This is a genomic window from Saliphagus sp. GCM10025317 (genome assembly GCF_042663665.1).
Taxonomy (GTDB): Archaea; Halobacteriota; Halobacteria; order Halobacteriales; family Natrialbaceae; genus Natronosalvus.
On the sequence record NZ_JBHTAQ010000004.1, the window covers coordinates 152,365 to 174,526 of the forward strand.

Below are 22,162 nucleotides of genomic sequence, written 5' to 3' on the forward strand. Positions count from 1 at the left end.
GAGACTGATACGAAATCGATTTGACGCCTGATTGCTATCCAACTACCTCCGACGAACGTCGTCACCAAAAAGACAAAGTTCGTTTACCAAATCGTTAGCCGACTGAACCGACGTCCGTTAGCTCCACCGAACCCAGCATATTCATGCCAGAGGGGAACAAAGCGCATTGCATGGCACGTGTAGGCATAGATATCGGTGGCACCTTCACCGATCTCGTCGTCGCGAACGACGGAAAGGTGGAGACTCTCAAGGTTCCGTCGACGCCGAACGATCCGTCGGAAGGGGCGATCGACGCGCTCATCAGTTCGTCCGTCAATCCCGGCGCTATCGACGCTTTCGACCACGGAACGACCGTCGCGACGAATATCGCGATCGAACGAAATCCGGGGACGCGAATCGCGTTTCTCACGAACGACGGGTTCGAGGACATCCCCGAGATCATGCGCACCGACAGGGAGAATCAGTACGATCGACAGTGGACGAAGCCGGAGCCACTGGTTCCCCGGCAGGACCGTCACGGGATTCCCGGTCGAATTCGTGCTAACGGCACCGAGCACGAACCGCTGGATGAGGAGGTAGCCGTCGACGTTATCCGTTCCTACGCAGCGCTGGACGAGGACGTCTCGTACGCCGTTTCGATGCTGTACTCGTTCCTCGATCCGTCCCACGAGCGACGACTCGCCGAACTGATCGACGAGCACCACCCCGAAGCGGCCGTCAGCACCTCCCACAACGTGTTCCCGCAGGCCAAGGAATACGAGCGCGCGAGCACGGTGATCGCTAACGCGTACGTCAAACCGAAGACCGGCCGGTACGTCGAGCGACTGGAGCGGGACCTCGAGAACCTGGGTATCGACGTCCCGATCAACATCATGCAATCGAACGGGGGATTACTCCCGGTCGAAGACGTCTCTCGCGTCCCCGCCAAGACGCTCTTTTCGGGTCCAGCGGGCGGCGTATCTGGGGCGAACCACTACGGCAGCGCCGACTCACCGAACCTCATCACGATGGATATGGGCGGGACCTCCTGTGACGTCTCGCTGATCGTCGACGGCGAGCCCATCACCTCGACGGAAGGGGAGATTGAGTGGGGCATCCCCGTCCAGTTCCCGCAGATCGACATCGAAGCCGTCGGCGCTGGCGGCGGATCGATCGCGTGGATCGACGACGGCGGCCTCCTCAAGGTCGGCCCGCGATCGGCCGGGGCGGACCCGGGGCCGGTCTGTTACGGCCAAGGGGGCACCGAACCGACGATCACAGATGCGAACCTCGTCCTCGGTCGACTCAACCCGGACAAGTTCATCGGCGGCGAGATGAACCTCGACGTCGAGGCAGCACGCGAGGCAATCGCCGATTTGGGTGGGGAACTGGATATGGGCGTCCGCGAGACCGCGCTCGGCATCCTCGAGATCGGGATGAACACGCTCACACAGGCAATCCGGACGGTAACGGTCGAACGAGGGTACGATCCCCGGGAGTTCGCGCTCGTCGCGTTCGGCGGCGCGGGACCGATGCACGCCCCGGGCGTGATGGGCGTTGCAAACATCCCCCGGACCATCGTGCCGCCCAACGCGGGCGTGCTCTCAGCCGCAGGGATGGTGACGACGGACTTCAAGTACGACCAGCTCCAGTCGTTCCTCCACCCGCTCGACGAGGTACGCGGCGAGACGTTATCGGAACTGGACGCCGTCTTCGAGGAGATGATCACAGACGGAATTGCGGTCATCGACGACCAGAACGAATACGTCACGGAGGTGGCCGCACGACTCTCGGTCGACCTGCGCTACCGGGAACAGGCCTACGAGGTTACGGTTCCCCTCGAAACGGAACCGCCGATCGATCGCGACGTCCTCAATCGTGCGGAAACTCGGTTCCACGACCGCCACGAGCAACTGTACGGTCATAGCAGCGAGAGTGATCCGGTCGAAATCGTCAACGTGCTTGTCGACATCGTCGGCTTCCGGCCCGTCCCGGACGCGTTATCCGTCGAGAGCACCGACGAAACCGATCCCGGTTCGCTCGACGACGCACTCGCGGAGGTGCGGCCGATCGTCTTCGACGACGGCGAGTACGAGACGCAAGTCTACGAACGAACGGGACTCGAATCGGGTCACGAACTCGCGGGACCGTTCGTGATCGAAGAACCCCAGGGGACAACTGTCGTGCCGCCCGGACAGCAGGCACACGTCGACAGAATCGGGAACGTCGTCATTGAGGAGGGATCGAAATGAGTGACAAATACGACGTGGATCCGGTGACCCAGGAGGTCGTCGGGAACTACCTACGATCGACGGCCAACGAGATGGGGGTGACGATGATGCGGACAGCCTATTCGTCGATCCTCATCGCGAAAGACTTCTCGACGGGCGTCTTCGACGCCGACGCCAACATCGTCGGTCAGGCCGACTATGTGCCGATCCACATCGCATCGATGCAGTACTCCGTCGAGTGGGCAGTCGAGGAGATCGGTCGGGAGAACCTAGAACCCGGCGACATGCTGATGCACAACGATCCGTTCCGCGGGGGAACCCACATCGCGGACCACACGGTCATCAGGCCCGTCTTCGATCGCGAGACGGAGGATCTGATCGCGTTCACGGCCAACCGGGCCCACCAAATCGACCTCGGCGGGATGAGTGCGGGCGGATTCGCCGGCGACGCGACGGATGCCTATCAGGAAGGAATCCGCGTCCCACCGGTGAAGATCTGGGAAGGCGGCGAGGAGCGTCGCGACCTCTGGAAGTTCATGCTTTCGAACGTCAGAATCCCGAAGTCGACTCATGGCGACATGCGCGCCCAGATCGCTTCGAACCTGACCGGCGAGCGGCGCATCTACGAACTGATCGATCGGTACGACAGGGAGACGTTCGAGGACGCCTGCGCCGCTCTCCGGGACCACTCTGAACGATTGATGCGCAGCGAGATCGAGGAGATCCCGGATGGCACCTACCGCGGCGTCGACTACATGGACGACGACGGGATCACGGACAACTCTGTCCGGATCGAGGTCGAAGTCACCGTCGACGGCTCCGAGATCATCTTCGACTTCGAGGGGACGGACGAACAGACGGACGGGCCGATCAACTGTCCGTGGACGGTGACCGCTGGGGGCGTCTACATCGCACTCTACCATCTCACCGACCCGAACATCACGTTCAACGAGGGCTGTTTCCGTCCCGTCCACATCCTCGTTCCGCCGGGGACGGTGCTGAACGCGAATCACCCAGCGGCCACGTTCGGCGGTAACACGGAGACGTCAAAGCGCGTCATCGACGCGATCATCCGTGCGTTCGCTGACGCGCTGCCCGAACGAGTCACCGGCGCGAACATCGGAACCAGTCTCAACTTCACCGGCGGCGGATCAACCGAGACGCACGGCAACTTTGCCTTCTATATGTTCATTGAGGGTGGCTGGGGTGGTCGATCGACCCACGACGGTATCAGCGCCGCAAAATCGCAAATATCGAATACGAAAAACCAGCCGATCGAGATCCTGGAACGGAAGTACCCGTTCCTGATGCGGCGGTACGGCCTGCGCGAAGATTCGGAAGGGCCCGGCGAGTACCGCGGCGGTCTCGGCGTGGTCTGGGAGATGGAACTCGCCGAGGGCGAGATGTCGGTCAACGCGCTCGCCGACCGCGTGACCCGTCCGCCGTGGGGCGTCCACGGCGGCGATTCAGCGGCACCCAACGAGATCCTCCTGCAGCGCAGCGAGGACGACGACGCCGCTCCTGTCGACGAGCGCGAGGACGCCGTCTCCCCGTCGAAGTTCTCGAACGTGGCGCTTTCCGAGGGCGACGTCGTTTCGATCCGCACCGCGGGCGGTGGCGGATACGGCGACCCGACCGACAGGGACATCGACGCGGTGCTCCGCGACGTCGAACGCGGCTACGTCTCCCCGGAACGCGCACAGCAAGTCTACGGCGTCGACGTCGAACACGGCGAACGGGTCGTCTCGGACGGCGGAACCGACGACGAGGGATCGACGGACGGCGATCCCGATCGATCGGGCCGCAACGGGGGTGAGAGTGCGTGACCTGGATCGAACCGTTCCTCGGTCGCGTCAACCGCAAGTGCGAGAACTGCGGCAAACTCCTCCTCGATGATCCAGACGAGACTCAGTCCGTCGAGGGAAGCGAGGTCTGTTCGGACTGGTGTGCCGACTACTATCGGAAGAACCGGCTCTCCGACTAAACGTGGTTTGGGCGAGTCACCCCGGTCGCTCCATGTGGAAGCGATCCCTCGTGTACGCGTAGTAGCCGCCCGCGAGACGACCGATCGCGTCGATCTTCTCGACGTCAAGTTTTCCGTCGACCAGCACGGACTCGTCGAGGTGGACGTTGACGACCTCGCCGAGGAGCAGGATCGACGTCGGTAACTCGACGGCGTCGTACAGCCGACACTCGAACGTCACCGGCGCGTCCGCGACACGCGGCGCGTCGACGACCGTACACTCCGCCGCTTCGACGCCGACGTGATCGAACTCGTTCTCCCCAGACGAGATCGCCTCGCTAGATTCATTCATCACCTTCGCGTGTGGCGCGGTGACCACGTTGATCGCGAACTCACCGGTCTCGATCGCGTTCGCGGGCGTATCCTTCAGGTCGGGTTCGAAGTTCATCGGACACACGGCCAGAATCGGTGGATCGACGCACGCGATGGTGAAGAAACTGTACGGCGCGAGGTTGTCTCGTCCGTCGGCGTCGCGACTCGACGTCCAGGCGATCGGCCGCGGAACGACGGCCCCCGAAAGCGTTCGGTAGGTGGACAGTTCGTCCGGCGTGGCTTCCATGACGACCCCTCGTTGGGAGTACTCAGCTAAGAAGGTACGGATCGATCGCGATTCGACCACTAGATTGATGCTGGCGGTGCCGAAATGGAACGGTATGGACGACTGCATACATCCACTCCAGGAGGACGATCAACGATGAGCAAGGAAATCCTGTCGTACGAAGTCGACGACGCCGTCGGCGTCGTCACAATCGATCGACCGCCGGTCAACGCGCTCAGGTACCAGGATCTCGAAGCGCTGACCGACCTGCTCGACTCGCTCCCGCGGGAGGACGAGCGCGTTATCGCGCTGACCACTGGGGGCGACCGGACCTTCTCTGCAGGCCACGACGTCACGGAGTTTCGCGAGTACGATCCCGACGCCGCCTCGTACCGCGACGAGGTCTACATGAATTTGCTCGAAACGGTCTACGACCACCCTCTACCGATCGTGGTCGGCGTCGACGGACCAGCCGTCGGCGCCGCGGCCATCATCGCGTCGCTGTGCGACCTCCGTGTCGCCTCGGCGGGCGCGTCGTTCGCGATCCCGGAGATCACCGTCGGAATCGTCGGTGGCTACGGCCCGCTGCGGCGACTCCTCCCCGACGGCGTCGCGAGGCACATGCTCTACACCGGCAACCCCCTCCCGGCCGACCGGGCGTACGATCTGGGGATGGTCTCGGAACTCGTCGAAGATCCGCGCGAGCGTGCCGTCAATCTGGCTACCAATATTGCGTCGAAGAGTCCCGACGCCGTCAATGCGGCGCGAGCGGTCGTCCGGGAGTGCCAGCCAGCGGAACCGATCGAGGAGTACCGGCTCGAGCGTGATCACATCGCCGAACTCCGGCAGGTACCGAACACGCAAGAAGCCGCGGCCGCGTTCCTAGAGGATCGCGATCCGGAGTTCGGTCCAGCCGAGTACGAACCCTGATCTCGACCGCGGTCCGACCCCTAATTGCGCTTGCCGATCGATCGTGGCTGGACCTGCGAATCGCCTTCAGATTGTATCTGTCGACGGAGGCGGTGTGCTCCTGCCGACCGGTGCCTCGACGGCGATGACGGTTCGACCGCTCGCGGAACAAACCTTTTACTCTCCCATGCGAACGATAGTCGTATGCGCGTAGGAATTGGCCTGTTCACGACGCAGCGACCGCAAGAAGATGCGCGATCGACGCGCCAGCGCTATCGACAGACGGTGGACCTCGTTCGACTCGCCGAACGCGAGGGATTCCACTCGGCGTGGGTATCCGAGCATCACGGCACCGACGACGAGTACCTTCCGTCGGTGTTTCCGATGTGCGGGGCGCTCGCCGAGGCAACGAACACGATAACGATCGGGACGTCGCTCGCACTGGCACCGTTCTACGATCCGATCAGGCTCGCCGAGGACGCTGCCGTCGTTGACCTGCTCTCTGGCGGCCGCTTCCAACTCGGTTTGGGGATTGGATACCGAGACCCTGAATTCGAGACCTTCAGCGTGCCGAAGGAGGAGCGTGTTGCCCGTCTAGTCGACTGCGTTCGCGTCTGCAATCACGCCTGGACCGGCAAACCGTTCTCCTACGACGGCAACATCTTCGAATACGAGGACGCGATCGTTACGCCGACGCCGGTACAGGGAACCGATCTCCCAATCCTCATCGGTTCGTATGCTGAACCAGGCGTACGACGCGCAGCCCGGATCGCCGACGGCTACATCGCTGGGGGCGACAGCAAGGACGTCGTCGAACGGCAGTTCGGCTGGATCGCGGATGAGGCTGACGAGTCGTTCCCGACCTACCTCCTCCGGGACGCATTCGTGGGCGACTCCGCCGAGGACGCCTGGGAGAAGATGGTTGACGGGCTGGCTCACACTAAGGGCGTCTACGCGAAGTGGTTCGCCGAATCTTCCGACGAGTTCTCGCGCGCAGACGATCCCGAAGCCAAGTGGCGCGAGGAGGCCCTCTATGGTTCTCCCGACGAGCTTGTGCGCCAGCTCCTCGAGTTTGACGACCTGTTAGGTGCCGAAGATCACATTATCCTACGGATGGACCACCCGGGCCTCTCCTACGACGTCCTCGCGTCTGCGGTCGAGACAGTGGGAAGCGAGGTCATACCGCAAATCTCATCATAGGAGAGCGCCCGATCCAATCGCCGCAGCCGAAACTCGCTCTTTCGATGCTGGCGAATGTTATACCGGTCCGGCGTTGACACGGCAAATGTTTCGCTAAACACGTGATAACACGCCACGATGGCCCACGCTAAATGATGACAAGATGCGGAGTAACAGCCCGACGAAACCACCGTTCAACCGCTAGGCCGAAAATTCGGCTGGAACAATGTATTGATGTCGCGTGCCGAATAGAGATTCCGCCATAGTGAATTTTATAAGGGGTCTCGTGTAAACATTGACCATGGCAACTGAACCCAAAGGCGGGCTGCAAACGACCGAAACGTCCCTGCGAATCATCAACGCACTCAAGGCATTGGACGGTGCTCGCGTGACGCAGCTGGCTTCGGAGCTTGATATGGCGCCCAGCACGGTTCACGGCCATCTCGCGACGCTCGAACAGAACGAATTCGTCGTTAAGCGGGGAGACATCTACTACCTCGGTCTCCGGTTCCTGACCCTGGGCGAGTACGTCCGCAACAACTCTGAGTCGTACATCCACGCCAAGCCTAAGGTGAAGCAACTCGCCGAAGAAACCGGCGGGCGAGCCCACTTCGTCGTAGAGGAGCACGGCCGGGGCGTTTACCTGTACACGAGTACAGGGGAGAAAGCCGTGAAAGCGTACTCGAGCGTCGGTAAACGGGTCAATCTCCACGTCGCCGCGGCCGGGAAGTCCATTCTGGCATTCATTCCCGAACAGCGGGTTGAAGAGATAATTGACGAATGTGGCCTGGAGCAGGAAACCGAGCACACGATCACCGATCCCGATGCCCTGTTCGACGAACTAGCGGAGATCCGCGAGCGTGGCTACGCGTTCAATCGGGAGGAACACATTAAAGGCGTCAACGCCATCGGTGCACCCGTACTCGGACCGGACGATCGCGTGGTCGGCGCGTTCAGCGTCTCCGGTCCTGTCCATCGGATGAAAGGCGACTGGTACGAAGAAGAACTGCCGAATATGCTCCTGGCGACGTCCAACGAACTGGAACTGAACATTATGTACTCCTGACCCCATTGTCGTCCGCTCATCGGTTCGCGTTGACACCGGGCCTGCGTCGCCCCATCGCACCTGCATCCATCAGAATCGAATCGACGACCGAGATACCAGCCTCTCGGACTGATGACCGTAGTACATCCTCTTGCTCATATCGACGCTATTGGCCGCCTCACGGATTTATGAGCATTACTGAGTATTACGTTATAGGTAAGAACGAGCACCGAAGTTCTTCATTACAAAATTATGTTTGTAATTGGTAGAAATACTATATTCTAATTGCACGGAGGTAAATCTCTCGCACCGGACAATTACATATGTAATGATGTAAACGATAGTGGGATATCATGATAACCCACAACGCTACAGCGAACGACTGGGAGACGGGATTCAACACCCGTAATAACTTAAAATATTCACCACAGATGAATGCGCCTATTGAGCCGTAGAACAGCACGTTGATTCGAAGTTCCGTAGCCTCAACCGAACCGCCATCTTGACCTTCCAGGGGATGAATTCGACGGACTGATCGGCGTAGTCGAAATGGAGGAAATATAAAATTCGGGAGGGGCGAACGCTAGACGATCACGGTCACACGATTACGTTTCCGTCGTAGTGCTTCCCCACGGGTGGTCACCAAAGGTTGCCGTTCCGGTGCCTGCGAAACCGCTGCCCTGACGCCGCTCAGAGGAAAGGTTTAATATTGTCTCTGTGCCATCCACACACAGTACCATGACAGACGTTGGTGTATTCCACAATGGGGGAACGAATATCCCGCTCAAGCGCGCCGAGAACGGATCAATAATTGCCGATGGTTCGGTTCGAGAAATGCACGAAGACCTGAAACAGGTGACGAGAGACCAGATTGAACACGCCGTACTCGCGGACGAGTACGGGTTTGATCGCGCGGTGTTCACTGAGCACCACTTCGAACTCACCGGCTCCGAACACAGCCCGAGCCCGATCCTGGCCCAGACAGCCGTAGCTTCCCGGACCGAGCAGATTACTCTCTGCCAGGTGGCGAACATTCTCTCGTGGCACGACCCGGTCCGTCTGGCCGAACAGACCGCGATGCTCGACATTATCAGCGATGGGCGGGCAGAAATTGGCGTGGGTCGCGGCTACCAGCCCCGTGAAAACGAGACGCTCGGCCAATACTGGAGTGGAACGATACAGGACGAAGAACGAAATCGCCGGAGCTTCGAAGAAAAGTTCGAATTGCTGAAGAAGGCCTGGACGGAGGACGTCCTCTCTTACGAAGGCGAGTTTCACACCGTTCCACCGTCGTACACGCGCTGGCATCACGAACAGGACTACGGCTACCTGAACGACGACGTGACCGAGTACCAAGTCGAGGATCTCATAGATTGGGACGAAGACGCCGATCCGGATCCGGGCGACAATCCGGTACTGAAGGGTGGTTCGACGCTCAAGAAGCTTCCAGTCTTCCCACAGCCGCAACAGCAGCCCCATCCACAGGTCTGGGAACCCGTCACCTCTCCCCGATCAACCAAGTTCGCCGCGCGGAACGCGATCAACGGCTATCTGACGACCGGGACGACCGAGATTCTTGAGCGAATTGCCGACGTCTACTACGAGGCGTCGGAAGAAGCGGGATGGCCCGATCACCGACCCGAGTACGACGGCGAACCCTTCCGCTACGGCTGGGACGAGGAGCGAAAGCGGGGTCTCTCCCTTCGCCGGTTCGTCTTCAACACTGGGGCCTCCGATGCGGACGTCTTCGAGCGTTGGAAGGACGGCGTCGAGCAGCGCTGGGACTTCTTCGGACCGTTCGGCTTCGCCAAGGCGGTCGCCAAACCCGGGGAGGATCCGGCCGACGTTCCCCTCGACATCGAGACGTTCATTGAGCGGGACATCGTCCTCGTCGGCGATTCGGAAGAACTGATCGATCAGATCTCCCGGACGAAGGAGGATCTCGGATTCGAAGATTACAGCATCGACATTTCGTTCGAAGTGCCCGGCATCACCGCCGAAGAAGCGAACGAGCAACTCCGGGCCTTCGGCGAGGACGTGCTCCCGTACCTCCACGAAGAACTATAAGCAAGAGAGTCGTTCCCTCGGCGTCACCCATCGAATCAGAGGCACCATATCGACGTAGTTCGACGCACCACCCGAACGGCGAGTGGGACAACGGTAATTCGTTCCCGGGCTTCTCAGCTGCCGAGTACCGATCCCGCCCGTTCGCGTAACTTTCCTTTCTGCACCTTCTCGCCGTGTGGACTCTCGGTCCGCGGGAACTCGTCAACGAACTCGATTGCAGCGGGACGCTTGTAGTCTGCGATTCGATCGACAAGGTACGTTTCTAGATCGCTTACGTCGAAATCCTCCGTCCTCGACACGACGAACGCGACCGGTACCTGTCCGTGGTGGGGGTGGTCGGCGCCGACGACTTGCGCCTCAACGACGGCGTCGTGATCTTGGATGGCGCTTTCGATTTCGGCCGGCGAGACCAGGAATCCCCGCACGCGGATCGTATCGTCCATTCGCGAGTGGTAGTAGAAGTATCCCTGTTCGTCGCGGTGACAGAGATCTCCGGTCCGGAGCCAGCCGTCCTCCGTGAACGCCGCTTGGGTCTGATCCGGTTTGTTCAGATAGCCGGTCATCACATTGTACCCGTTCAGCTGTAATTCTCCTCGCTCGCCCGCCGGCAGTTCGGAACCCGTCGAGGGGTCGACGATGCGCGCGTCCTGTCGCCCCGGATCGACGAGCGGCCCCCCGACCTGCTTGCGCTGTTCACGCGGGTCGGTCGGATCGCCCACGAACACCTGGCTGTTCGCCTCGGAAAGACCGTACGGCTGGACGAGGGGCGCGCCGATCGCGTCCTCAATTCGATCGAATTCCGTCGCGTCGAACCCGTTCATGAACGTGACCACGGCCCGACGGAGCGACGACATCGCGTCCGAGTCGAACCCGTCATCGTCGATCATCCGGGAGTACATCGCGCCGATCGCGTTCAGAAAGGTCACGTCGTGGGCGTCAATCAGCCTGATCGTCTCAGCCGGATCGAAGTGACTCTGCAGGACGACCGGCGTCCCGCTGGTTAGTGCGCTAAACAGCGCGTTGTAGCCGAGGACGCCACAGAAGGGGAGCGCGCCGATACTGACGTCGTCGCCGGTCAGACCGAGATGTTCCCCAACGGCGTGGGAGTGAGCAATCAGCGATCGGTTCGTCTGCTGACATCCCTTCGGATCGCTCGTCGTACCGCTCGTGTAAAAGATGCTTGCGACGGCCATGGGATCGGTCTCGGGTTCGATCGCGTCGCGATCGATTCCCCCGTCCAGGACGTCCGCGTATTCGCGTGTCGCTGGGTGCCCGTCCCCCTCGTCGACGGTGATCACGTGTTCGAGCGCGGGGAACGAGTCCGGATCGAACGATTCGGGATCGACCTCGCCTACCGACGGAACGACCGACGACAGTATCTCGAGGAAATCGATGTCCAGGAAGGTCGACTCGGTCACGAGCGCCGCGCAGTTCGCATCACGAAGCATATACTCGAGCTCGTGGGCGCGATACCGAGTGTTGACGGCGACGACGCTAACCCCGAGGCACGAGGCGGCGAGCTGCGTCGCGATCCACTCGCGGCGGTTCGAGAGCCAGAGACCGATTGTGTCACCGGTTGAAACCCCGAGTTCGGACAGCCCGGCGGCCAATCGTCGGGCTTCCCCGCATAGGTCGTCGTACGTGATCTCGTCGTCGCCGGCGATCAAGGCGGGTCGGTCTCCGCGTTTGTCGGCTATCGCGGCGAGACCGAGGTATATCGTCGTATCGAACCACGCGTCCATGGATCGGAATAGGATCATGCCTGATATAATAGTTCGGCTCATCTCGCTGTGCACCTGGTTCCATCGCCAGACGCTACCGGATGGATTCCGACGCTCGACCGACGATAGAAAGAAACTATAAGTCAATGTAGTCGCTTATAACGAAATGGTTAGCATGCATCGGCGAGTAGATGCTGGTAGATGCACGGTTCGTTCGCAGGGCGGGCCGTGCATATCAGACTAACTCACACAATAGACTCGAACTATGGACTTCGAATTCGACGAGACACAGCAGATGATTCGGAAAACGGCGTCGGAAATCGCCGAACGAGAGTTCGCTGACGACGCCTTCACCTGGAACGACGAGTTCCCCGAATCGAACGTGGAAACGCTGGCTGAAAACGGACTGCTCGGGATCGCACTTCCCGAAGAGTACGGTGGTGGCGGATTTTCTCCCCTAGAAGTCGTGCTGGCTCAGGAGGCAGTCGGGCGCGTCTGCCCCGACACGGCACACGTGCTCTCGCGCTCCTCGATGGGACCGCCGCGGGTTATCGCCGAACTAGGCAACGACTACCTCAAGGAGCGATACTTGGAACGTGTCTGTGACGGTGATGCGGTGCTCTCTGTCGCGATCTCGGAACCAGAGGCCGGAACTGACGCCTCGAACATGTCCACGACCGCGCGCCGCGAGAACGGTGAGGTCGTGTTGAACGGTCGCAAGGCGTGGATCACCAAGGGATTGATCGCCGACGGATTTCTCGTCTACGCTCGCTTCGAGGACGACAACATTGGCGCCGTGATGGTTGACGCCGACGCACCGGGCATGACCGTCGGCGACGGCTACGAGAACATGGCCGGTCACATCCAGACTGATCTGTTCCTCGACGATTGTCGCGTCCCCAAAGAGCACGTCCTCGCTCACGGCACCGAGGCGTTCAAGGAACTACTCCAGGAGTTCAACGTTGAGCGCTGTCACAACTCGATGATGTGCGTAGCGTGCGGCCTCAATGCGCTCGATAAGGCGCTCGATCACGGGAAAGAGCGCGTCCAGTTCGGCCAGCCGATTGCCGAGTTCCAGGGGATTGAGTGGAAGCTGGCACGGATGGCTATAGAACTCGACGCCGCTCGTCTCCTCATCTACCGGGCCGCGAGCAAGGCGCAACCGACGCGAATGGAGACCTCGATCGCCAAAGTCAAAGCCAACGAGGCCGGTCAGATGGCCGTCGACGAATCACTCCAGATTCATGGGGCGAGTGGCTACATGAAGGAGTCACCGCTCGAATATCTCTACCGCCTCGTCCGCGGTTGGAGGATCGCCGGTGGAACGGTCGAAGTACAGCAGAATACGATCGCGTCACAGCTTAAGAAATATGGATTCGACTGAGTCACTCGAACAGGCGGCCGATGCCCCGCTCAACCGATTGTTCGCGCCAGAGTCGATCGCTCTCGTCGGCGCCTCCTCCGATCCGGACAAACTCTCCGGGCGACCGTACCGGTTTCTAGACGAGTACGGCTACCCCGGAGGCGTATATCTCGTCAATCCAAACACGGACGAGATCGACGGCCAACCCTGCTATGACAGCGTCTCAGATCTCCCGGCGGCCGTTGACCTAGCGATGGTGCTGTTGCCGGCGAAGTTCACCCCGTCGGTGATCCGGGAGTGTGGCGAACGAGGGATTCCCTATGCGGTCGTAATCGCGTCAGGTTTCTCCGAGACGGGCGCAGAGGGTGAATCACTGGAGGCGGAGCTCGAAACGGCGGCTCGTGAAGCGGGTGTCAGGCTCGTCGGGCCGAACTCCGAGGGATTCGTGAATCTGAGCGACACGGTACCGCTCTCGTTCTCGTCGATCCTGAAACGTGACGATTTGGAACCTGGACCGGTCGGCTTCGTCACCCAAAGCGGCGCGTTTGGCGGCGCAATCTTCCAGCTCTCGCAGAATCTGGGGATCGGGACGAGCAAGTGGATCTCCACCGGAAACGAGCTCGACCTGACGGCGATCGACTTCCTCGAGTACTTCGTTGAGGATCCCGACACGAAGACGATCGTCACGTACGTCGAAGGACTCCAACAGGGACGGAGACTGCTCGAACTCGGTCGACGCGCTGCCGAGACAGACACCGATATCATTGCGATCCGGGCGGGCGCGTCACCCACAGGTGAGGAGGCGGCCGCGTCTCATACTGGAAGCATCGCAACGGACGACGAGATCTATGATGCCGTCTTCGAGCAGGCGGGCATCACCCGCGTTTTCAGCGTCGACGAACTGGTCGACGTGGTCGAGGCCTCAACCCGGGTTTCGTCGAGCGCATATCCAACCCGGGAAGACGGGATCGGCGTCGTCAGCATCTCTGGTGGGGCAGCCGTGGTGATCGCCGACGCCTGTGAACGATCGGACCTCCCACTCGCCTCCCTTTCCGAATCTACCCGTGATCGGATCGCCGAGGAGATCCCGCCGTACGGATCTGAGACGAATCCGATCGATCTGACCGCCTCAGCGCTGCGGGATCCCGACGTCTTCGTCGGCTGTATCCAGGCCGTCCTAGAGGACGACGTATCCGGACTCATTGTCCAGTTCGGCAACACCGGAGGTTCCGTGGCCGAGGCAATCGAGGAGCAACTAGCCGCGGTCGCTTGGGATACGGACGCGACGATCGCCATGGTCTTCACCGGAAGCGAGCCGAGTGCCGAAACGCAGTCGTACCTTGAAGACGCAGGCATCCTGCTGTTCCGGGATCCTGTCCGCGCTGTCGAGACGCTAGACAATCTTGCGACGCGCGGGGAGTACCTCGCGGCGGACCTTCCGTCGCTCCCGTCGCCGCGACCCGCGGCGGCGCCGGGATTGGATGAGGGCTGGGAGGAAACCGTCTCACGACTCACCGAATACGATATTCCGTTCGCCCCGACTCGGATCGTCGACAACGCGGCGGCGGCCGTTGACGCGGCTGACGAGATCGGTTATCCGGTCGTCTGCAAACTCAATCCTCTCCAGACCGCGCACAAATCAGACGTCGGAGGCGTCAAACCCGATCTCGATTCTCCGGACGCTGTCCGTCACGCCTTCGACGAACTGGCGGCGATTGACGGAAACTCATCGGTGCTCGTCCAGAAAATGGTCACTGGTTCTGAGTTTCTGATCGGCCTCACGGACGACCCGGACTTCGGGCCGATCATGCTGTTCGGACCCGGTGGCGTCTTCGTCGAACTCTTCGACGACTTCGCCTACCGGGCGCTGCCCGTCACTGAGTCGATGGCGATGGAGATGATCGAAGAGACCGCCGCCGGACGGCTCTTGGAGGGCTACCGATCGTACCCCGCGGGAGACAAAGAGGCGCTCGCCCGCGTCATATCGAACGTCTCTCGGGTGTATACGGAACACGACGTCACGGAACTTGAGTTCAATCCGATCATCGTGACGGAGGACGGCCCCCTCGTGGTCGATATCGTCGTCGAGTAACAGCCCTCCGTAGACAATGTCGGCGTCGAGTGGCGAACCTCGACGTTCCGATTTCTTGTCCGTAGCGGACTATTCGACGCTGTCTACTCACGCGTGTCGAGCTGTAGCGCTCGATCGACGGGAACGCTCGGCGACGATCAATTGCGGCAGAAGCCAATAGCTACAGCGGCACCGACGCAGCGTGAAAAATCGCTGATGGTGATTGGACCGGTCGCCGACGACTTGAACGGCTTGAATCGTGTGGGCCTATTCGTTCAAATCCAGTCCGGCTGCTGATACTCACCGGTCGCAATTTCTTCCGGCGCGATACCGACCTGCTCTCCGCCATCGCCATCGGGCTGCCACTGGTACTGCATTTCGCGCAGGAGGTCGTCGCCATGTTTGACGTCGTGCGGAAACTCGTGATCCTGGCCGTAGAACTCGATGGTTCCCGCCGAGCCGTCGTGTGATGTTTCCTCGAGGACCGGGATCAGATCCTCAGGGTCGAGCGAGTCGTCGGCCTCTTCGACCGCTTCGGCGAATATGTACATCGCGTCGTACGTGTGGAAAGCGGGGTACATCGGCGAGACGCCGGGGCCGTCGGCTTCTGCGAACGTCTGGGCGAACTCTTCGCCGCGTTCGGTGAGGTATGCGCCCTGGACTCCGCCAAAGAGGCTCCCGGCGACGAACGCACATGACCCGTCAAGGTCGTCCCAGTAGTTCGGATCCTCGGCCGGTACGGTCGTACCGGCCAACCCCATCGGCCGCTCTTGATCGTACCACTGAACGATCATGTCCGTTCCGATGTGGGCGATCGCCGTCAGGATGCCGTCTGCGTCCGCGCTCTCGGCCTCGTCAAACAGCGGCGAGAAGTCCTCGGTGTCACCCGAGAACCGTGTGTTCATGACGACCTCTGCGTCGGTTACCTCGCCGATCTGCCCGTCGATCACCTCGGAGATTGGCGTTGTCCACTCGTAGTCTTCGACCAGGATGGCGATTCGCTCCCAGCCAAGGTCGCTAATGTGGTTTTCGGCAAATTTGAGTAGTTCTTCACCGCGGAAGTAGCCGTTCAGCGGTCCGACGCGGAAGTAGTACTTGTACCGTTCGTAGTCGTCCGCGAGAAGCTCCGTCGTCCCGGGCGTACCCGACGCGACTCCCATATGGATCGTTTGGCTGTCAGCGATATTGTCCATGATGGCGAGCTGATTCTCGCTCACGTACGGGCCCATTGTCATAGCTGCCCCGGCTTCCTGGATCAATTCCTGATACCGGGACCGCGTCCCCTGTACTTCGTAATTGCTGTTTCTGATGTCGATTTCGACATCAGCACCGGCGATTCCACCGTTTTCGTTGAGCTCCTCAGCTGCGATCTCGGCTGCTGTCTCGATGTTCTGTCCGATTGGGTCGTCGAGTGGCGCGACTGCGCCGATCGTGACCTGGTCGCCGACTCCTTCGTCGTCGTCTCCACCAAGGCACCCTGCGAGTGTCCCAGCACCGATACCTACGGAGGTCGTTTTCAGGAACTGGCGCCTCCGCCAATTACTGCTATGTGATGGCATTCCAGACAATCGTACGTATCTCCTTAACAAAAAAGTATGGTATTTGGTCACAGAACACGTTCGTGGATTTATAACACACGATCACTAATGGGACCGCCTGGATCCCTAAATATCGGTATTTTGATCGTTATACCTCCCACTCGCGGCCTCATTCGTCGTACGGGGGTCGACCGTCGTCTTCGACGGCCGGCGCGCCGACGACGTACCAGACGTGCTCGTCCGCCGTGTCGTTGAATATCTGGCGCGGCGTCTCTGGCGGGATCCGTAATAGCGTCCCCTCGGGAACGTCGCGATCAGTGCCGTCGATCGAGATCCGACCCGGACCTTGAACGACGAAGTAGACCTCCTCTTGCTCGGTCTGGCGGTGATGGCTCATCTCGTCGCCAGGTCCGACGTACCACAATCGCGGCCGCATTTTCTCACAGCCGAGTTCGCCCGCGACGTCAATTTGGGGCGTTCCGGACACTGCCGAGGGGGTCGGGTCGACTTCCGATGGATTGAGGAACGCGTAGTTCGAAGGCATACGTGGGAACCATGAACATATCGCGCCAAATCGATTGTGGTTTTTACGCTGAGCCACTACCGCTCCGGAACGCTCACGTGGTTCGATCCGAGGACGATTGACGATCAGACACGGTCACTCGCCGAGACGCAAGAGTTATTGTAGCATTCGCCAAACGCTAACACACATGACGGAGCTAACTTCCGGCGAGCCGGCTGCGTACGACATGGTCATCGACGGTGAGTCCGTCACGTCGTCGTCCGGCGAACGATTCGAGATCGAGTACCCGTATACGCGAGAAGTGTGGGCGACTGTCCCCAACGGGACGGCCGAGGACATCGATCGAGCGGTTGCCGCCGCGCGTCGATGTTTCGAGAGCGACGAGTGGCAGTCACTGTCGGCTACCGATCGTGGCAAGTTACTCCACGATTTCGCCGATACAATCGAGGAACATAGCGAGGAACTGGCGACGCTCGATACCCACGGAAACGGGAAACTGCTCCGCGAGATGCAAGGGCAGGCGGAGGGGCTTCCGGACTGGTTTCGCTACTTCGCTGGGCTGGCAGACAAGGTACACGGAAAGACCATCCCGATCGAGCAGCAACGGATGTTCACGTTCACCAGGCGAGAACCGTATGGCGTGGTCGGTGCGATCACGCCCTGGAATTCGCCGCTCACACTCGCCCTCTACAAGATCGCGCCCGCAATCGCGGCGGGGAACACGGTCGTGCTCAAGCCCTCGGAGGTGTCGCCGGTGTCGACGATCCGACTCGTCGAACTCGCCAGTGAGGCAGGCCTGCCCGACGGCGCACTCAACGTCGTCACCGGCTTCGGGGAGCCCGGAGCAGCCCTGACTAACCACGCCGACGTCGACAAAATTTCGTTCACCGGTGGCCTGGAGACCGGATCGAAAGTCGCACAAACGGGCGGCGAGCGGATCGTCCCCGTGACGCTCGAACTCGGCGGCAAGAGTCCGAACATCGTGTTTGAGGACGCCGATTTCGACGAGGCCGTAACCGGCGCAGTGAAGGGGATCTTCGCGGCCGCGGGACAGAGCTGTATCGCCGGTTCCCGGCTGTTCCTCCACGAGCCCATACACGATGAGTTCGTCGACGCGCTCGTTGAGCGTGCCGAGGCGATCGAACTCGGCGATCCGATCGATCCAGATATTGAGATGGGCCCGATCGCCTTCGAGGACCAGTTCGAAAAGATCGATCAGTACGTCAACATCGCCCGCGAGGAGGGGGCTACCGTTGTCACCGGCGGCGAGCCACGAGACGACCTCCCTGGCGGCCTCTTCTATCCGCCGACGGTCCTGACCGACGTTTCCAACGATATGCGGATCGCCCAAGAGGAGGTATTCGGACCGGTTCTCTCGGTCATTCCGTTTGAAGACGAAAGCGAACTCGTCGAGATGGCCAACGACTCTGAGTATGGACTGGCTGCGGGCGTCTGGACGAACGATCTCAGGCGGGCCATGCGCATGACCGAGGCAATCAAGGCGGGCGTCGTCTGGGTCAACACCTACCGAAAATCCTCGTTCACGACGCCATCAGGCGGCTACAAGAAGAGCGGAATCGGCCGCGAGAAGGGGGTCGAAGGGATCGAGGAATACCTCCAGACGAAAAGCGTCTGGATCGAGACCGAAGGCGAGGTCTCCGATCCGTTCAAGTTCATCTGAGAAACGGCTCGGGTCCGACGCGATTTAGTTTTTCGACGTACTATGCGTCTTCGTTTTTCAGCACGGTACGAAACGCCGTTTTCGCCACGACTGCGACTTCGAATTTCGACTCGCGGCCTCTGACACCCAAATATTCAACACTACTCGATTCGTGGTGGTTTGTATGACGAACACCGACAGTATGTTCTACAAATGGGGCGGTGGAATCGATCCCGATCACCCGCGAATCGTCGACGCCGAAGACGAGTACCTCACGACCGAGTCCGGCGACCGGATAATCGACGCCGCTGCAGGGGCCGCAGTGGCCAACCTCGGTCACAACATTGAGGGGCTGCCCGACGTGCTCGCCGAACAGGCTGAGTCCGTCGACTACGTCTCGATGTCGTACTTCAGTCACGAGACGACCGAGCGACTTGCCGACCAACTCGTGGACCGAACTCCCGGCGATCTGTCGGCAGCCTTCTTCACCGGATCGGGGAGCGAGGCCGTCGAATCCGCGATCAAACTCGCCCGGGAATACCACCGGAACACGGGGAATCCGGACAAACACGTCGTTATCTCCAGGTGGCAATCCTACCACGGCGCCACGCTCGGCGCGCTCTCCGCTGGCGGGAACACGACTCGACGGACGCCCTACCGGCCGCTGCTGCAGGACTGGCCGAAGATCACGCCAGCCTACCCCTATCGCTGGGAGTACGAGGGAACGCCCGAGGAACAGGCGCGGGCCGCTGCGCGGGAACTGGAACGAACGATCGTTCAGGAGGGCGAAGAGCACGTCTCTGCGTTTATCGCCGAACCGGTTTCGGGTGCCAGCATTCCAGCCGCCCGACCCCATCCCACGTACTATGAGGAGGTTCGGCGTATCTGCGACGAGTACGACGTCCTCTTCGTCGCCGACGAAGTCATGACCGGCTTCGGCAGGACCGGTCCGATGTTCGCCTGCGAGCATTACGACGTCGTGCCGGACATCCTCGTCGTCGGGAAGGGACTCTCCGCCGGAACCGCAGCAATCAGCGCGTCGGTCGTCCGGGAGCACGTCGCATCCGTCTTCGACGCCGCGGCCGACGGGTCGTTCGATCACGGTCACACTTACTCCGGCCACCCAATTTCCGCTGCTGCTGCGTTGTACGTCCTCGAACAGTACACGGACGACGTGCTCGAAGCGGGGCGGGCGAACGGGCGGCGTCTCGAGGCGGCGCTTGCGCCACTCGCAGATCATCCGATGGTCGGCGATTTCCGGCGCTGCGGCCTTATGCTCGGTCTCGAGTTCGTCGCGGATCGCAAGACGAAACGACCGTTCGATCCCGATCGAAAAGTGGCCAAACGCGTCTTTCGGGAGGCGCTGGCCGACGGCGTCTACACCTACCCCGGCACCGGATCAGTCAACGGAGTCGCAGGCGACCATTGTATGCTCGCGCCGCCGTTACCGACAAGCGACGAGGCCATCGATCGAATTGCGTCGGTCGTTGACGACGCCGTACGAACCGTCTACGACGACCTCTCCTGACGAGGGTTCGAAAAACGAAAAAAGGCGTCCGTTACGGACCGACCTAACCGCCCAGATAGACCTCCTGAATTTCCTCGTCGCCTTCGAACGACTCTGGATCACCCTCACGTTGGACCGTCCCGTTTTCGAGGAGGTAGATCCTGTCGGCGTGGTCCATCGCGAACGTCACGTTCTGTTCCGCCAATAGGATCGTGATCCCGCGGTCAAGGATCTCCTCAATGGTGTCGCTAATGTCGTCGATGATGACCGGTGCCAGACCAATCGTCGGCTCGTCGAGGATCAGCAGGTCCGGATCGCCCATCAGGGATCGACCAATCGCGAGCATTTGTTGTTCACCACCGCTCATCGTTCCCGCCTCCTGGTCGGTTCGCTCCTTGAGGGTCGGAAACAGGTCGTAGACGAAGTCAAGGCGGTCGTCCATTCCGTCTGCGTGCCTGTACGCGCCGAGTTCGAGGTTATCCTCGACCGACATGAACGGGAAGAGGTTCCGCGACTCGGTACAGTAAATGACGCCTTCGTTGACCAGTTCGGCGGTCTCACGCTCCCGTACTTCCGTCCCTCGGTAGGTCAACGACCCCCCGTAGTCAAGGAAGCCTGAGATTGTGTCGACGAGCGTCGACTTTCCGGCCCCGTTCGGTCCGATGACCGAAACGATCTCGTTTTCGTCGATGTGCAGATCCACGCCCCGGAGCGCCTTGATCTCTCCGTAGGAGACCGTCAGGTTCGACGCTTCGAGAATTCGATCAGTACTCCCATGTGACGTCGTGTCCCCGCTTACCGTTCGTTCTGAACTCATATGTTTGTATACACCGCTGTTGGGCGATCAGTGCTATAATGCTACCGGATATCACACCTATTATCGATACCCTTCAAACGTCTCATCGACCTCGGTGTCGGCTTCGACGGGTACGCCGGTGCTTTGTTCGAACAGCTTCACCACGCTACAGGCGTCTTCGCCACCGTGACCTTCAGCGCTTGCTTTCGTGAACAGTTGGTAGATCAACGAGGAGAGAACCATCGGCACTTCCTCATTCTCTGCGGTGTCCATCGCCAGTCCAATGTCCTTTTTCGCGTAGTCGACGGTGAATCCGGGCTCGAAGTTTCGGTTGAGGACTCGCGGGAACCGCTTTCGGAACTGGTTCGAAGCCCCGCCTGTGTTCGGAAGAATCTCGTTGAGAACCTCGGGTTCGACGCCCGCGGCGACGCCCATCGATGTGACCTCGAGCGACAGCAACAGGTTCCCCATCGAAATGACGTTGTTGAGCAGCTTTACGGTGTGTCCCGCGCCTGTCTCGCCGGCGTAGTAGACGTTGCGCCCGAGGGAGTCCAGGATCTCCTGTACGTACTCCCGGTCGTAGACGTCGCGGTTCCCGCCACATAGGATCACGAGTGTTCCGTCGAGGCAGTTCTCAGGCCCACCGCTGACCGGTGCGTCGATCAGGTCGATCGCCGGCGCCGATTCGGCTACCGTTCGTGTGGTGTTGGGATCGATCGTACTCATGTCGATCGCCGTCACGCCGTCACCCGCCCCGGCGGCGATCCCGTCGTCACCGAGGTACACGGTGTCGACCACGTCAGGGGTCGGCAGGCTCGTGATGACGACGTCGACCTCGTCCGCAAGTGCCGCTGCTGTTTCCGCGGGTACGAGACCGTCCGTTTCCAGGTCGGCGACCCGTTCATCACTGACGTCGAAGCCGTGGACATCCCACCCCGCGTCGAGGAAGTGCGTCGCGATGTTTCCACCCATCAGTCCGAGACCGACAACACCGATCGATGTGTCTGTCATT

Annotated in this window: 17 protein-coding genes; 11 read left to right on the forward strand and 6 right to left on the reverse strand. The window is 60.7% G+C overall.

All coding sequences use genetic code 11. The features are described from left to right. The first annotated feature begins 170 nt into the window (after nucleotides 1-170). From ACFQS4_RS01875 to ACFQS4_RS01885, 3 genes are read left to right on the forward strand one after another with little or no spacing between them, the layout of a single operon-like run. Entirely contained in the window at nucleotides 171-2,231 is a 2,061-nt protein-coding gene (locus ACFQS4_RS01875) for a hydantoinase/oxoprolinase family protein (RefSeq protein ID WP_497903240.1), read from the forward strand. After that, nucleotides 2,228-4,036, forward strand: coding sequence for a hydantoinase B/oxoprolinase family protein (locus ACFQS4_RS01880; protein WP_497903241.1), 1,809 nt, complete (start codon nucleotides 2,228-2,230; stop codon nucleotides 4,034-4,036). Before ACFQS4_RS01875 ends, ACFQS4_RS01880 begins: the two co-directional genes overlap by 4 nt. Further along, nucleotides 4,033-4,194: a hypothetical protein gene (locus tag ACFQS4_RS01885; protein WP_497903242.1), complete on the forward strand. Its 162-nt coding sequence runs from the start codon at nucleotides 4,033-4,035 to the stop codon at nucleotides 4,192-4,194. The genes ACFQS4_RS01880 and ACFQS4_RS01885 overlap by 4 nt, the downstream gene beginning before the upstream one ends. Nucleotides 4,195-4,210: 16 nt before the next feature. Here ACFQS4_RS01885 and ACFQS4_RS01890 read toward each other — a convergent pair whose 3' ends face one another. Next, nucleotides 4,211-4,792 (reverse strand): flavin reductase family protein, encoded by a 582-nt coding sequence (locus tag ACFQS4_RS01890; protein ID WP_497903243.1) that lies wholly within the window; start codon nucleotides 4,790-4,792, stop codon nucleotides 4,211-4,213. A 135-nt stretch (nucleotides 4,793-4,927) separates the two neighbouring features. Here ACFQS4_RS01890 and ACFQS4_RS01895 point away from each other — a divergent pair, with 135 nt between their 5' ends. The 4 genes from ACFQS4_RS01895 to ACFQS4_RS01910 all read left to right on the forward strand — a co-directional run bounded on the left by ACFQS4_RS01895 (nucleotide 4,928) and on the right by ACFQS4_RS01910 (nucleotide 9,971). Next, nucleotides 4,928-5,701, forward strand: a complete 774-nt coding sequence (locus ACFQS4_RS01895) for an enoyl-CoA hydratase/isomerase family protein (RefSeq protein ID WP_497903244.1) — start codon at nucleotides 4,928-4,930, stop codon at nucleotides 5,699-5,701. Between the two features lie 183 nt (nucleotides 5,702-5,884). Next, nucleotides 5,885-6,880 (forward strand): LLM class flavin-dependent oxidoreductase, encoded by a 996-nt coding sequence (locus ACFQS4_RS01900; protein WP_497903245.1) that lies wholly within the window; start codon nucleotides 5,885-5,887, stop codon nucleotides 6,878-6,880. Nucleotides 6,881-7,160: 280 nt separating this feature from the next. Then, nucleotides 7,161-7,925 (forward strand): IclR family transcriptional regulator, encoded by a 765-nt coding sequence (locus ACFQS4_RS01905; protein WP_497903246.1) that lies wholly within the window; start codon nucleotides 7,161-7,163, stop codon nucleotides 7,923-7,925. Between the two features lie 717 nt (nucleotides 7,926-8,642). Further along, nucleotides 8,643-9,971 (forward strand): LLM class flavin-dependent oxidoreductase, encoded by a 1,329-nt coding sequence (locus ACFQS4_RS01910; protein WP_497903247.1) that lies wholly within the window; start codon nucleotides 8,643-8,645, stop codon nucleotides 9,969-9,971. Nucleotides 9,972-10,084: 113 nt separating this feature from the next. On the opposite strand, the gene ACFQS4_RS01915 is transcribed toward ACFQS4_RS01910, so the two are convergent. Continuing rightward, nucleotides 10,085-11,713 (reverse strand): class I adenylate-forming enzyme family protein, encoded by a 1,629-nt coding sequence (locus ACFQS4_RS01915; RefSeq protein WP_497903248.1) that lies wholly within the window; start codon nucleotides 11,711-11,713, stop codon nucleotides 10,085-10,087. 244 nt (nucleotides 11,714-11,957) lie between these two features. On the opposite strand from ACFQS4_RS01915, the gene ACFQS4_RS01920 reads away from it, so the two are divergent. Next, complete coding sequence (locus tag ACFQS4_RS01920; protein WP_497903249.1) at nucleotides 11,958-13,076, forward strand: acyl-CoA dehydrogenase family protein; 1,119 nt, start codon at nucleotides 11,958-11,960, stop codon at nucleotides 13,074-13,076. After that, nucleotides 13,063-15,147 carry an acetate--CoA ligase family protein gene (locus tag ACFQS4_RS01925; protein ID WP_497903250.1) on the forward strand — a complete coding sequence of 695 codons (2,085 nt, stop codon included), beginning with the start codon at nucleotides 13,063-13,065 and terminating at the stop codon, nucleotides 15,145-15,147. The genes ACFQS4_RS01920 and ACFQS4_RS01925 overlap by 14 nt, the downstream gene beginning before the upstream one ends. Before the next feature lie 254 nt (nucleotides 15,148-15,401). On the opposite strand, the gene ACFQS4_RS01930 is transcribed toward ACFQS4_RS01925, so the two are convergent. After that, entirely contained in the window at nucleotides 15,402-16,685 is a 1,284-nt protein-coding gene (locus tag ACFQS4_RS01930; RefSeq protein ID WP_497903251.1) for an ABC transporter substrate-binding protein, read from the reverse strand. A gap of 148 nt (nucleotides 16,686-16,833) precedes the next feature. Further along, nucleotides 16,834-17,208: a cupin domain-containing protein gene (locus ACFQS4_RS01935; RefSeq protein WP_497903252.1), complete on the reverse strand. Its 375-nt coding sequence runs from the start codon at nucleotides 17,206-17,208 to the stop codon at nucleotides 16,834-16,836. Nucleotides 17,209-17,374: 166 nt separating this feature from the next. On the opposite strand from ACFQS4_RS01935, the gene ACFQS4_RS01940 reads away from it, so the two are divergent. Continuing rightward, the gene (locus ACFQS4_RS01940; protein WP_497903253.1) at nucleotides 17,375-18,868 is read left to right on the forward strand and encodes an aldehyde dehydrogenase; all 1,494 of its coding nucleotides are present in this window, start codon (nucleotides 17,375-17,377) and stop codon (nucleotides 18,866-18,868) included. 163 nt (nucleotides 18,869-19,031) lie between these two features. Next, nucleotides 19,032-20,375, forward strand: a complete 1,344-nt coding sequence (locus ACFQS4_RS01945; protein ID WP_497903254.1) for an aminotransferase family protein — start codon at nucleotides 19,032-19,034, stop codon at nucleotides 20,373-20,375. A gap of 43 nt (nucleotides 20,376-20,418) precedes the next feature. Here the strand turns inward: ACFQS4_RS01945 and ACFQS4_RS01950 are convergent, their stop codons facing one another. Further along, the gene (locus ACFQS4_RS01950; RefSeq protein ID WP_497903255.1) at nucleotides 20,419-21,171 is read right to left on the reverse strand and encodes an ABC transporter ATP-binding protein; all 753 of its coding nucleotides are present in this window, start codon (nucleotides 21,169-21,171) and stop codon (nucleotides 20,419-20,421) included. Between the two features lie 60 nt (nucleotides 21,172-21,231). After that, a complete protein-coding gene (locus tag ACFQS4_RS01955; protein WP_497903256.1) occupies nucleotides 21,232-22,161 on the reverse strand; it encodes an NAD(P)-dependent oxidoreductase in 930 nt (309 codons plus the stop codon). Nucleotide 22,162: the final 1 nt, after the last annotated feature.